This window comes from Campylobacter concisus (assembly GCF_015229965.1).
Taxonomy (GTDB): Bacteria; Campylobacterota; Campylobacteria; order Campylobacterales; family Campylobacteraceae; genus Campylobacter_A; species Campylobacter_A concisus_BD.
Genome location: NZ_JAAKZB010000003.1, coordinates 85,755 through 98,747 on the forward strand (window position 1 = coordinate 85,755; position 12,993 = coordinate 98,747).

The window sequence follows — 12,993 nt, forward strand, 5'->3', positions numbered from 1 at the left end:
TTAGTGCACAAAGTAAGCGTAAATTGTAAAATTTTACTTATCTTTCTGGCTGCTTATCTGTTTGGATTTGCAGCTAGGATGCTTTGGGTATTGTGGGCAAAGGATATGCCAGAGTTTTACTTTAATGGCGAATTTATGCTTACGACAAATGACGCATACTATTACGCAGAGGGTGCTAGAGATATGCTTGCTGGTTTTCATCAGCAAAATGACTCTAGCCCCTTTAATCACCCAATCTCAACAATAGTTTTTTATATTTGCAAAATTTCACCTTTCAAGATCGAAAGCGTGATGTTTTATATGAGCGCGCTTTTAGCACCCCTTATCGCACTTCCAGTTATCTTGATATCAAATGAATTTAAAGTTCTAAAAGCTGGAGCTGTGGCGGCATTTATGAGCGTTATCTTGCCAGGCTATCTTGTAAGAACGTCGCTTGGTTATTTTGATAGCGATATGCTAAATGTCACGTTTGCGCTTTTTATCATCTATATTTTGATCAGACTTTTAAATGCAAATGAACAAAAATTTATCGTTTTGCCAGGTCTTTTTGTATCGCTTTATCTTTGGTGGTATCAAAGCTCTTATGCTCTTATTTTAAGCATCATTTTTATCTTTTTTATCTACACGCTTGCTTTTATGCGAAGCAGGATAGAAAACTACCAAGCGATATTTTTTATGTTTATAAGCATTGTTAGTTTTAATATTTTTTCAAAAGATCCACTCATCTCAAATAAAATTTTGATTTTAAATTTAGCGGTCATTGCTTCATTTTATACCATTTTTTGCAAATATAAAAAACTACTTTCACCTAGAAATTTAAGCATTTTTCTAGCTATTATGCTAGCTATTTTTATCTATTTTGGCGGTTTTGATTTTATTATCTCAAAGATTGGCAGTTACGTTTTAAAAAGCAGCTTGGATTTTGCAAGTAAATTTCACTTTATAAGCGAATACACGCTAATTGACGAGGTAAAAAGCGCTAGCCCTTTATATTTTGTCTATTTCATGGCTGGAAACATCCTTATTTTGCTAGCTGCAGCGGTTGGATATCTGGTGCTTTGCTTTAAATTTCGCCCATTTTTACTTAGCTTACCACTGCTTGGACTTGGCGCTTTATCGCTATTTGGCGGAGTTAGATTTGCTATGTATATAACGCCACTTGTGGCACTTGGTTTTGGGTATTTCTTACACTTTTTTTTAAATTTATTTGACCTTAGAAATTCTCTTAAAAATTTATCCTTTTTTATCTTCGCAGCTGCTGCGCTTGCTCCAAATTTAGAGATCGCCTACTCTTATAGACCGCATACTTTGATCACGCACGATGAGGCAATGGCACTTGATCAGTTAAAAAAGGCTGCTAAGCGCGATGACTACGTGCTTTCGTGGTGGGATTATGGATATGCTATAAGGTATTTTGCCGATGTTAAGACGCTAAATGATCCTGGCAGGCAAGGCGGCGAGAACGGCTATTTTGTTAGTCTTGCTTTAAGAAAAGATGAGACAATCTCAGCTAAGCTAGCTAGAGTAGTGAGCGAGTATAGCGATATCTCGTTAGAGAAAAAGAGTAGAGCGCTAGAAGAAATTTTAAAAGATCACAACACAAGCGACCTAAACCTCTTTTTAAGCCAGCTTGAAAGCGCAAATTTTACTCTGCCAGCGGCAAAAAAAGAGGTTTTTTACTATCTTGTGCCAGATATGATAGATATCGCTCCAAACATCTTTAGGTATAGCTACATCGATGTTATGAGTGGCGAGCGGCCAAAAGAGGAGTTTTTTTACTACATTAGCCCTATAAATAGCATTAGTGAGGCTGGCATAGATCTTGGAAATGGCTATATCTTGCCGCTAAAAGAGCCAAAATTTATCACACATAACGGCGAAAAAGTGGCGGTAAAGTCCTTTTATAAGATAAAAGGCTCTGGCAAAGAGCTGCAAATAGACGAGAAAACTATCGACGACAAGGCGAAAATCTCTGTTTTGTTTTTGGAGGACTATGCGCGCGTGGTTTTAGTTGATGAAAATGCCTTAAATTCAGCCCTTGTGCAGCTTTTTATATTTGAGCGAGCAGACGAGCGATACTTTGAGCCATTTGTCATCTCAAGTGGCGTAAAAATTTACAGGTTAAAAGTCTAATGCTAATCAATCTAATAAGCTCGATCGTCGTTTTTGTCGTATCAATGGGCATAAATTTCTTTCTTACGCCATTTATCTTAAAAAGCCTTGGCAACGAGGCATTTGGCTTTGTAGGCCTTAGCAACGCCATCGTTAGCTATGCAGCGGTCGTAAGTGTAGCCATAAACTCGGTTAGTGGGCGCTTTGTCGCTCATGCGTGGCACAAAAAAGATCTAAACCTTGCAAACACCTACTACTCATCAGTGCTTGTTGTAAATATCTTCTTTTGCGCCGTTGTCGTGGTGCTTAGCTCTGTTTTCATACTAAATTTGCAAAGCTTTTTAAACGTCCCTGAAAATTTGCTATTTGACGTGAGAATGACCCTTGTTTTTTACTTTATAAATTTCTGCGTTGGGCTATTTAACGGTGTTTTGACGGTTTGCGCTTTTGTGACAAACAAGCTCTATCTACTCTCCATCAGAAACGCCATCTCAAGCGCGATCCTAGCAGCCCTCATCGTGGCGCTCTTTTTCTTTTTTAAGCCATTTATCTCATATATCGCGATTTCAGCACTTGTGGCGAGCCTTTTTGTCTTTTTTAGCACCATTTTTATGTCAGCTCGCATCACGCCGGAGTTAAAATTTAGCCTTAGTAAATTTGACTTTTCTAAGATCAAAGAGCTTTTAAGCTCTGGCATTTGGAACAGCTTTAATGCGCTAAACCGCATACTTTTAACAGGTATGGACCTATTTATTTGCAACATTTTCGTAAATGCAAACGCCACGGGTCTTCTTTCAGTCGCCAAGGCCGCCCCTATCATACTTGAGAGCTTTGTAGCACAGCTTAGCGGTATCTTTGCGCCAAAATTTGTCGAGCTTTACTCTAAAAATTTGATCACGGACCTCATAAACGAGGCTAAATTTTCTATGAAGGTGATCGCCTTTGTGATGAGCGCTCCAGCCGCATTTTTCGTCGTTTTTGGGCTGGATTTTTACACGCTTTGGCTACCTTTTAAAAGCGCAGATGAGGTTAAATTTATCTACAACGTCTCGATGATCACGCTAGTGCCCATTGTCTTTATAAGCTTTGTTTTTTCGCTTTTTAACCTTGATAGCGCGACAAACAAGCTTCGCCGCCCAGCCATTGCCAACACTATCCTTGGCGTTAGCACGATCATAGTGCAAATTGCACTGCTTAAATTTAGTGGCTACGGCGTTTATGGCATCGTCATTGTCGCAGCCGTTTTTTATAGTATAAGAATTCTTGGCTTTGACCTTATAAATGCTGCTTTAAATTTAGAGGTGAAGCTCACCACGTTTTATGGGGTTTATTTTAAAAATTTAGCCGTTTTTGCGCTCTGCGTGCTTGCGATGTTTGCCTGCAAGGACTTTGTGAGCTTAGATAACTGGCTAAAATTTGCTATCTTTGCTGCGATATACGCCAGCGCAGCTTATATTTTGGGATATTTTTTGTTTTTTAATGCCTTCGAGCGAGGCATAGTCTGGCGTAAAATTTTAAAAAAATTTAAAAGGTCTTAAATGAATGAAATTTATCTGATCTCTTTGGCAAAAGATACCAAAAGGCGAGAGCTTTTGCAGCAAAAATTTAGCTCTTATAGTAGCTTTAATCTAATAGACGCAGTTGATGGCAGGGAGCTAAACGCGAGGGAGTACTATAAGATCATTTCGCCATCATTTAAAGCTTATGGCAAGGTTTTAAGCCCAGCAGAGGTCGGCTGTTCGCTCTCGCACGTAAAAGCTTACGAGGCATTTTTGGCAAGTGAAGCCAAATTTGCTCTTATCTTTGAAGATGACGTTATAGGAGATGATAATGCCATAAAAGAGGCCTTTTTGGCAGCTAGCAAGATGCCAGAAGAGAGCGTGCTGATATGTGGCATGCAAGATGGGCTAGAGGGCAGGTTTAGCGCCTTTGGCAAAAAGGTGGATGCTAGCCTAAGTAAGCCACTTTGGCAGGTTTCAAAGCACTCATTTTCAAGCATTTATAGAGCAGGGGCTTATGTGCTAACCAAAAAAAGCGCTAGAAATTTGCTTGAAATTCATAAACGTGCGCTTTGCACGACCGATGTTTGGGACTATTTGCTTGGAGTTAATGGCATGCAGATGTATTTTTGCGATCTTTTTGCACACCCAACAGATCTTAGCGGCTCAAACATCGAGGGCGAGCGCCTTGAGAGAGGATACAGCGCAAATTTAAAGGCATACATAAAAACATTTAAATTTATACTTTTCTCAAGGCTTGAAAAGCTTCAAGGCTATGAGAGAATTTTTAAAAGGGGCTAGATGAGCGAGCCATTAATCAGCATAGTAACTGCGACCTATAAGCGTCCAGAGCTTTTAAAAAAGGCCATAAAAAGCGCTCTAGCTCAAAGCTATAAAAATTTAGAAATAGTTGTAACCGACGACGGCGATGACGAGAGTGCGAGTGAAATTTGCAAGAGTTTTAACGACGCAAGGATCAAATTTGTAAAAAATAGCGCTCACAAAAAGAGCCCAAATGGCAACAAAAATAACGGCTTTGACAACGCAACAGGCGAGTTTGTCTGCTTGCTTGACGATGACGATGAGCTTTTGCCTGAGGCGATTGCTTTGTGTTATGAAATTTTAAAAAGTGGCGAGTATTCGTGCGTTTTTGCAGACGCTATCTGCGAAAAAGATGGCGTGATGACCGAGATGATAGCTGGTAGAAGCCCATATAAGCAAAGCGGGGCGATGAGCAAGGTTGATTATCACTGCGGGCGGATAAATGGCGAGTATTTTAAGCTTTTTTCGCGTGAATTTATAGAGGGCTTTAGATTTGATGAGAGCAGTTTTGGCGGCGAAAATGAGCTTTATATCCGCTTTTTTGAAAAAAATGTCTTCTATCTTAAAAAGCCACTTTACATCTACCGCATCGCAAGAAGCGATAGTGCGACGCTAAATGCCAGCAAGCACGCTCTAAACGTCGCAAACGCCTATATAAAAACGGCAAATTTGCACTACGACATCGCTATAAAAAACGAGCCAAAATTTCTAGCCTTGCAGTATAAAAACGCCGCTTACTACGCCAAAATAGCAGGCGAATATGGGTTGATGCTAAGGTGTATCTTTAAAAGCCTTAGCATTAAATTTAGTAAAGAAGCGTTTATTTTTTTGCTACTTAGCCCACTTCCAAGTGGCATTTTACCGGCACTTTCAAGGCTTAGAGTGAAGATAAAACAAAGGTTTGGCGTATGAGGATATTATTTGTCACATCAACGCTTAGAAGTGGCGGTGCGGAGCGAGTTTGCGCGGTGATCGCATCAAGATTTAGCATGGATCACGAGGTAAGCCTTGTTAAATTTGACAAGGGCGAGCCATTTTACGAGCTAGCAAGTGGCGTAAAGCTCATAAATTTAGGCGTTGGGGCTGATGAGCTTGGCTTGGTTGGAAATTTAAAAAAGAGAGTTTCAAAGGTGTTTGCCTTAAGAGCGCTCATCAAAGAGGGCAAATTTGACGCCGTGATATCATTTTTAGACGCCGTAAATACCTTGGTTCTCTTTAGCTCAGCTGGGCTAAAAACGCCTATAATAATAAGCGAGCACACAAACTACCTTGCGCCAAAAAGGGCGATCTTTAAGGTGCTAAGACGCATAAGCTATCCATTTGCAAACGCACTTAGCGTCTTAAGCGACGAGGATCTTGGCTATTACTCTAAATTTTGTAAAAATGTGATGAAAATTTACAACCCACTCTTTGAAGAAGTGCGCAGTGAGAGCTTTGATAAAGAAAATTTGATCATATTTGTTGGCAGGCTAAATAAGATAAAAAACTGCGAAATGTTTGTAAGAGTGGCCGCAAGCTTAAAGCAAAGCGGCTATAAATTTGCCGTGGCTGGAGATGGCGGCGAGAGGGTAAATTTAGAAAATTTAGCCAAAAGCTTGGGCGCAGAGGTGGAGTTTTTAGGCAACGTTAGCGACATCGCCTCACTTTATAAAAGGGCAAAGGTGCTGTTATCTTGCTCAAATTTCGAGGGTCTTGGAAACACATTGATAGAGGCGATAAACTATGACTGCGTGCGGGTTGCGACAAGGACTAGTGGGGCAAAAGAGCTTATAAAAGATGGTTTTGATGGCTTGCTTTGTGAGATAAATGACGTTGATGATATGAGTAAAAAGCTTGCAAATTTGGTGCAAGATGAGGCAAAAATGGGCGAATTTGCTAAAAATGCAAGGACTAGACTTGATGAGTTTAGCGTGGAGCAAATTTATAAAAAATGGCTGGAGCTTTTAAGACTTGGAGGTGTGAAGTGAAAATTCTTTTTGTCATCGCTGCGCTTAGAAATGGTGGGGCTGAGCGCGTGTTAAACGTGCTTGCGAATGAGCTTAGCAAAGACAATGAGATCACTATCGCCCTGCTTGAAGAGGATCTTGGACTTTATAAAATTAGTGAAAAGATAAAGATCATAAACCTTAATGTGAATGGTTCTGGGCTGGCTTTAAAATTTAAAAAAATCCTCGCTCTTAGAGCGCTTTTTAAGGAGCAAAGGGCTGATCTGATAATTAGTTTTATCGACTGGACAAACGTCGCTTGCGTGCTGGCAAATTTGGGGCTAAAGAGCAAACTAATAGCAACCGAGCACCACGAGCATAGCTACTTAAAAAGTAAAGTCGCAAGCGCTATGCGTGACTTTTCGTATAAATTTGTAGATGGTTTAAGCGTGCTAAGTAAAAGCGACTACGACTACTATAAATTTGCCAAAAATCGCGAGGTCATACATAATCCACTTTTTATCGACGTGCCTGAAATTTGCGAGAAGCAAAACGTCATCTTAAGCGTGGCAAGGCTGGAGGCGGTAAAGGGCTATGATATCTATTTTGAGGCGCTTAGCAAGGTGGATAAGAGCTTGCTTGATGGCTGGGAGATAAAGATCGCAGGCAGTGGCAGGCAGGAGGCCGAGCTAAAGCAAATGGCGTCAAATTTAGGGCTTAATGTCAATTTTTTAGGTCATATGAGCGATGTTAGCAAGCTTTATAGTGAGGCAAAAATTTTTACTCTTTGCTCAAGAAGCGAGGGGCTTTCAAATGTGCTAATAGAATCAGGCGCTTTTGGTTGCACTAGGCTAAGTAGCGACACTGTGGGCGCAAGAGAGCTTATTAGAGAGGGCATAGACGGGCTTATCTTTAAAAATGGAGATGCAAATGATCTAAAAGAGAAGCTTGAGATGCTTTTAAAAGATGAAAATTTAAGGCAAAAACTAGCAAAAAACGCCAGCGAAAGTGCAAATTTATTTAGCAAAGAAAATATCATCAAACAGTGGCGAGAATTTATAAAAAAGGTTGTTAGCAAGTGAAAAAATTAGCCGTTTTTTTATACTCTATGGGACCTGGTGGGGCTGAGCGAAATGTGGCAAATTTGCTCCCTTTTTTAGTTAAACATTATAAAGTTCATCTCATCTTAATGAGTAATGTTATCGCTTACGAGATCCCAAACGAGGTGCAGATCCACTTTATAGAAAATAGCGATCCTTACGAGAGCGGACTAAAGAAGCTTGCAAGGCTCTTTTTAGCGATGCCAATACTTGCCTTTAAATATAAAAAGCTTTGTCAAAATTTGGGCATCGACACGCAGTTTGTGCTGATGAACCGCCCATGCTACATCGCTGGGGTTGCTAGGATTTTAGGGCTAAAGGCTAGGCTGGTTATCAGCGAGCGAAGTTGTCCGTCGATCCTATATAAAGACGATCTAAGCGGCAGGGTTAATAAATTTTTACTCACTCATCTTTATAAAAAGGCTGATCTAATCCTCGCAAATGCAGCTGGCAACAAAGAGGATCTGGTGCGAAATTTTGGCATGAGCGAAGCAAAAACAAAGGTGCTTTATAACGCCCTTGATCTAAAAACTATAAATTTGCTAAAAGATGAGCCGCTTGAGGATGGCTTTAAGCCATTTTTCATAAACATAGGCCGCCTTGATAGCGGTAAAAATCAAGCCATGCTAATAAAAATAATAGCTTCAATTAACGACCCTCGCGCCACGCTTGGCATCCTTGGCAAAGGGCCTTTAAAGGATGAGCTGCAAAATTTGATAGACAAATTTGGCGTGGGTGATCGAGTAAAGCTTCTTGACACTGATAAAAATCCTTTTAGGCATATAAAAAACGCCTCTTGCTTGCTTTGTGCTTCGCGTTTTGAGGGCTTTTCAAATGTCCTGCTTGAAGCGCTAGCATGCGAAAAAACCATCATCTCAACCGAACACAAAAGCGGTGCAAAGGAGCTTTTGGGCGAGAGTGAGTTTGGCATCTTAGTGCCTGTTGATGACGAAAATGCGATGAAAGAGGCGATGATAAAAGTGCTTAACGAGCCAGAAATAAGGCAAAATTTTGAAAATGTTGCGTATAATCGGGCTAAATTTTTTGATAGTGAAAACATAGCGAGCGAGCTTATAAATTTTTTGGAAAATCCTAATGAATAGAAATTTGTTTTTTAAAAATTACTCTTTATACCTTATGATATTTGTCGCAGTCATCTTTGGCATGGTTTGTAGGCTTTATTGGGTCTTTTGGGCGAGCGAGTATCCGGTATTTTTCTGGAACAACGAGCTGATGATCAGCACAAACGACGGCTATGCATTTGCCGAGGGCGCAAGGGATATGCTGGCTGGCTTTCACCAAGAAAACGACCTTAGCTACTACGGCTATCCGCTCTCGACACTTACTTACTGGATCGTGAAATTTCTAGGTGTGAGGCTCGAGACGGCGATGATTTATATGAGCGTATTTTTCTCATCGCTTGTGGCTGTGCCTGTTATCTTGATCGCAAATGAATACAAAGCAAAAATGGCTGGCTTCATCGCTGCACTTCTTGCAGTGATCGCAAATAGCTACTACAACCGCACAATGGCAGGATATTACGACACTGACATGCTCATCATCCCACTTAGCGTTTTTGTCGTTTGGGGGCTTGTTAGAGTGCTTGAGAAAAAGGACGCAAAGAGCCTGATAATAGCACCTTTAAGCGTGCTTATCTATATGTGGTGGTATATGAGCGCCTTTTCGCTTATTAGCATTTTAACTGGGCTATTTTTACTTTACACGCTCATTTTTGATAGGAAAAATCCACTTTTTTACCTTGAAATTTCTCTGCTTTTACTTGCCATCTCAAACCTTGATCTAACTCTTAAATTTATCGCTGTCATCGCTATTTATGCACTTTGTCTATTTAAAAAAGAGGTGATAAATTTAAAAATTGCTCTTGGCATTTTGGCAATTATCTTTGTCGCTTTTGTCATCCGTGGCGGGCTAAATCCGATAATCTTTCAACTTAAATTTTACGTCTTTAGAGATGCGCCTGAAGTTGGTGGCATGAGCTTTCACTTTTTTAATGTCAATCAAACTATCCAAGAGTCAAGCGTCGTTGATTTTACGCTATTTTGCGAGAGGATCAGCGCAAATGTCATCACATTTTTGATCTCGCTTGTTGGTGTTGCTCTTTTTTGCTACAAACACCGCTCATTTGCCGTCTCGCTTGGCATGCTCGCACTTGGCTTTTTAGCTTTTAAAAGCGGCCTTAGATTTACCATTTATGCTGTGCCTATCATGGCGCTTGGCTTTGGCTACTTAGTGGAGTTTGTGCTTGCAAATTTAAAGCTAAAAGGGGCTGTTTTAAATCTCATAAGAGCGTTCATAGCAGCTCTTGTGCTTGCTCCAGCACTCATTCACATCTATGGCTACAAGGCTGAGCCAGTCTTTGTAAATAAAGAGGTTGAAATTTTAAATAAGCTAAAAAGCATCGCAGGACGCGAAGACTACGTGCTTGCGTGGTGGGACTATGGATATCCGATTAGATATTACAGCGATGTTAAGACGCTAATTGACGGCGGAAAGCACCTTGGACGTGAAAATTTTGCCGTGAGCTTTGCGCTTGGAAGCGACGAGATGAGCTCGGCAAATATGGCAAGGCTCGATGTAGAATACACTGAGCGAAATTTCAAAGAGCACTTTAATGGCAACTTGGCTCAAATTTTAAAAGATAGAAATTTAAGCGTTGATCAGTTTTTTAGTGAGATAAAAGAGGCAAATTTTAGCCTGCCAGCAAAGAGCAGAGAGATATATTATTACCTGCCAGATAGGATGCTTAGCATCTTCCCGACCATTTTGCAGTTTAGCAAGATTGATCTAAAAAGTGGTAAAAATTTAAACAACGGACTTTTTATCACCACTAGAGCGATCTCGCAAAGCGAAAAGGGCATTAGGCTAAGTGGTGGATTTACTCTAACAAGTGATGTCACAAATTTGATCTATGATGGCAATGTCTTACCACTAAGATCTTTCATAGAGACTGACTACAACGAGGCTGGCAAGCTAAATGTAAAAGAGTATAAAAATAATGAAAGCTCAAATATTTCTGTCATTTTTATGAGGGATTATGGTAGATTTATCATCCTTGATGAGAGCATTTTAAATAGCGCCTACATCCAGCTTTTCGTGCTTGAAAGATACGATCCTAAGGTCTTTGAGCCAGTCATACTTGACGGGGCGGCAAAAGTTTATAGGCTAAAGAGGTAGAGATGGCAAGGATAGGATTTTTAAGCCACGCTGATATGAGCATACACTTTTTTAGACGCCCTATCATGCAGGCTTTAAAAGATATGGGGCATGAGGTTTTTGCTATCGCTCCAAAAGGAAATTTCACTAATGAGCTTGCTAAAAGCTTTCATAGTGTCACCTACGAGCTTGATAAGGCGAGCATAAATCCGCTAACCGTGATAAATAACTCAAAAAAATTATCTCAAATTTTAGGAGAGCTAAATTTAGACCTGCTGCAAACTGGCGCTCACAAGTCAAATGTCTTTGGCACGTTTGCTGCTAAAAATGCTGGCATAAAGCACGTGATAAATTTGGTCGAAGGCCTTGGTAGCTTTTATATTGATGATGATATGAAGACAAAGGCCGTGCGTTTTGTCATGGAGAGCCTTTATAAGCTCTCTTTTGCAAAAGCTGATGCTTGCATCTTCGTAAATGACGCGGATCCAGACTATCTGATCTCTAGAAATTTGATAGATAAAAGCAAAGTGTATCGCATAAAAAGTGTCGGCGTCGATACTGCTAAATTTGACCCAGCTATCACGCAGGCGGCGGACTTGGGTGAAAAAGAGGTGGTTCTCATGATCGCCAGAGCCATGTGGCACAAGGGTGTTCGTGAATTTTACGAGGCAGCAGAAATTTTAAATGGCTATAAAAACTGCGAATTTGTCTTTGTGGGCGAGGGCTTTGCTGGTAATAAATCAACTGCAGATGAGAGCTTTTTAAAAGGTGGCAAGGTGCGATATCTTGGCGCTAGAAACGACATACCACAGCTTTTAAAGGCTTCTTACTTGTTGGCTTTGCCAAGCTACAAAGAGGGCTTTCCAAGAACGGTTTTAGAGGCGATGAGCATGGCTAAAGCAGTCGTTGCAAGTGACGTGACAGGCTGTAATGAAGCTATAAAAGATGGCTACAACGGGCTTTTATGTAAGGTAAAAGACGCAAGTGATCTAGCTAGTAAGATAAAAATTTTACTTGATGATGAGGAGCTTTGCGCTAAGCTTGGGCAAAATGGCAGGGACTGGGCAGTTAGTGAGTTTGACGAGAAGCAAATCGCAAAAAGATATATAGAAATTTATAGGAAATTTATAGATGTATAGAAATTTTTTTAAAAGAGTGATTGATATTTTGGGGGCTTTGTTTTTGCTCATTTTAACATCGCCCATCATCATAGCAACGGCGATTTTTATCTATTTTAAGGTAAGCCGTGATGTCATTTTTACGCAGGCAAGACCAGGACTAAATGAGAAAATTTTTAAAATTTATAAATTTAAGACGATGAGCGACGAGCGTGACGCAAATGGCGAGCTTTTGCCAGATGAGCAGCGTCTTGGTAAATTTGGTAAGCTGATCCGCTCACTTAGTCTCGATGAGCTGCCACAGCTATTTAACGTGCTAAAAGGTGATATGAGTTTTATCGGACCAAGGCCGCTTTTGGTCGAGTACCTACCCATCTATAACGAAACGCAAAAGCATCGCCACGACGTGCGCCCAGGTATCACGGGTCTAGCGCAGGTAAATGGCAGAAACGCCATAAGCTGGGAGAAAAAATTTGAATACGACGTCTATTACGCTAAAAATTTAAGCTTTATGCTTGATGTAAAGATCGCTTTGCAGACCATCGAAAAGGTGCTAAAACGAAGTGGTGTCAGCAAAGAGGGGCAGGCGACGACGGAGAAATTTAATGGCAAAAACTAAGAAAATTTACATCTACGGAGCGAGTGGGCATGGGCTTGTGATCGCTGACATCGCTAGAGATAATGGCTATGATGAGATAGCTTTTTTAGACGATGCTAGCGAGCGTAAATTTAGCCCGGAGCTTGAAAAAGCTGACATCATAATAGCCATAGGTGATAATAAAACAAGGCAAAAGATCAGCCAAAAAGTAGAGGCTGCTGGCTTTGTGATAGTAAATTTGATCCATAAAAGTGCGGTCGTGAGCGAGAGTGCTGTGATAGAAAAAGGCGTAGTGGTCATGCCAAATGCCGTGATAAACGCAAAAGCTCGCATAAAAGAGGGCACTATCATAAACTCTGGCGCAGTGATAGAGCATGAGTGCGTGATAGGTAAATTTGCTCACATCAGCCCAAATGCAGCCCTTGCTGGAAATGTGAGCGTGGGCGAATTTACGCACGTTGGCATTGGCTCAAGCGTCATTCAAGGCATAAGCATCGGTAAAAACTGCATTATCGGCGCTGGAAGCGTGGTCATTAGAGATATAAAAGATGGCATAAAGGCGTATGGCGTGCCTGCATGCGAGCGTGCTAAGATATAAATTTAAAAATAAGTGCTAAAATCGCCAAAAAATCACGAAAGGTATGA

11 protein-coding genes are annotated in these 12,993 nt (G+C 40.6%); all 11 read left to right on the forward strand.

The window, feature by feature from the left end; genetic code table 11:
* Positions 1–3 precede the first annotated feature (3 nt).
* Genes G6W43_RS02440 through pglD form a run of 11 tightly spaced genes read left to right on the forward strand, consistent with a single transcriptional unit; the run spans position 4 to position 12,946 of the window.
* Positions 4–2,133, forward strand: a complete 2,130-nt coding sequence (locus G6W43_RS02440; RefSeq protein ID WP_194169060.1) for an STT3 domain-containing protein — start codon at positions 4–6, stop codon at positions 2,131–2,133.
* Positions 2,133–3,650 carry an MATE family efflux transporter gene (locus tag G6W43_RS02445; RefSeq protein WP_194169061.1) on the forward strand — a complete coding sequence of 506 codons (1,518 nt, stop codon included), beginning with the start codon at positions 2,133–2,135 and terminating at the stop codon, positions 3,648–3,650. The genes G6W43_RS02440 and G6W43_RS02445 overlap by 1 nt, the downstream gene beginning before the upstream one ends.
* On the forward strand, positions 3,651–4,412 hold the full coding sequence (locus G6W43_RS02450) for a glycosyltransferase family 25 protein (protein ID WP_194169062.1): 762 nt from the start codon (positions 3,651–3,653) through the stop codon (positions 4,410–4,412).
* Positions 4,413–5,345 carry a glycosyltransferase family 2 protein gene (locus G6W43_RS02455; protein ID WP_194169063.1) on the forward strand — a complete coding sequence of 311 codons (933 nt, stop codon included), beginning with the start codon at positions 4,413–4,415 and terminating at the stop codon, positions 5,343–5,345.
* On the forward strand, positions 5,342–6,400 hold the full coding sequence (locus G6W43_RS02460) for a glycosyltransferase (protein WP_194169064.1): 1,059 nt from the start codon (positions 5,342–5,344) through the stop codon (positions 6,398–6,400). The genes G6W43_RS02455 and G6W43_RS02460 overlap by 4 nt, the downstream gene beginning before the upstream one ends.
* Positions 6,397–7,440, forward strand: coding sequence for a glycosyltransferase (locus tag G6W43_RS02465; RefSeq protein WP_194169065.1), 1,044 nt, complete (start codon positions 6,397–6,399; stop codon positions 7,438–7,440). The genes G6W43_RS02460 and G6W43_RS02465 overlap by 4 nt, the downstream gene beginning before the upstream one ends.
* Positions 7,437–8,561 (forward strand): N-acetylgalactosamine-N,N'-diacetylbacillosaminyl-diphospho-undecaprenol 4-alpha-N-acetylgalactosaminyltransferase, encoded by a 1,125-nt coding sequence (gene pglJ, locus G6W43_RS02470; RefSeq protein ID WP_194169066.1) that lies wholly within the window; start codon positions 7,437–7,439, stop codon positions 8,559–8,561. Before G6W43_RS02465 ends, pglJ begins: the two co-directional genes overlap by 4 nt.
* Positions 8,554–10,653 (forward strand): STT3 domain-containing protein, encoded by a 2,100-nt coding sequence (locus G6W43_RS02475; RefSeq protein WP_149712109.1) that lies wholly within the window; start codon positions 8,554–8,556, stop codon positions 10,651–10,653. Before pglJ ends, G6W43_RS02475 begins: the two co-directional genes overlap by 8 nt.
* 2 nt (positions 10,654–10,655) lie before the next feature.
* Positions 10,656–11,771, forward strand: coding sequence for a N,N'-diacetylbacillosaminyl-diphospho-undecaprenol alpha-1,3-N-acetylgalactosaminyltransferase (pglA, locus tag G6W43_RS02480; protein ID WP_149712110.1), 1,116 nt, complete (start codon positions 10,656–10,658; stop codon positions 11,769–11,771).
* Positions 11,764–12,369, forward strand: a complete 606-nt coding sequence (gene pglC / locus G6W43_RS02485) for an undecaprenyl phosphate N,N'-diacetylbacillosamine 1-phosphate transferase (RefSeq protein WP_148806340.1) — start codon at positions 11,764–11,766, stop codon at positions 12,367–12,369. The genes pglA and pglC overlap by 8 nt, the downstream gene beginning before the upstream one ends.
* Positions 12,356–12,946 carry a UDP-N-acetylbacillosamine N-acetyltransferase gene (gene pglD / locus G6W43_RS02490; RefSeq protein WP_149712111.1) on the forward strand — a complete coding sequence of 197 codons (591 nt, stop codon included), beginning with the start codon at positions 12,356–12,358 and terminating at the stop codon, positions 12,944–12,946. The genes pglC and pglD overlap by 14 nt, the downstream gene beginning before the upstream one ends.
* Positions 12,947–12,993: the final 47 nt, after the last annotated feature.

Bases quoted from the DNA above. Each gene is read 5' to 3' on its own strand.
- pglD (WP_149712111.1), top strand. From the start codon at position 12,356: ATGGCAAAAACTAAGAAAATTTACATCTACGGAGCGAGTGGGCATGGG.
- pglA (WP_149712110.1), top strand. From the start codon at position 10,656: ATGGCAAGGATAGGATTTTTAAGCCACGCTGATATGAGCATACACTTT.
- G6W43_RS02445 (WP_194169061.1), top strand. From the start codon at position 2,133: ATGCTAATCAATCTAATAAGCTCGATCGTCGTTTTTGTCGTATCAATG.
- G6W43_RS02455 (WP_194169063.1), top strand. From the start codon at position 4,413: ATGAGCGAGCCATTAATCAGCATAGTAACTGCGACCTATAAGCGTCCA.
- pglC (WP_148806340.1), top strand. From the start codon at position 11,764: ATGTATAGAAATTTTTTTAAAAGAGTGATTGATATTTTGGGGGCTTTG.
- G6W43_RS02450 (WP_194169062.1), top strand. From the start codon at position 3,651: ATGAATGAAATTTATCTGATCTCTTTGGCAAAAGATACCAAAAGGCGA.
- G6W43_RS02460 (WP_194169064.1), top strand. From the start codon at position 5,342: ATGAGGATATTATTTGTCACATCAACGCTTAGAAGTGGCGGTGCGGAG.
- G6W43_RS02475 (WP_149712109.1), top strand. From the start codon at position 8,554: ATGAATAGAAATTTGTTTTTTAAAAATTACTCTTTATACCTTATGATA.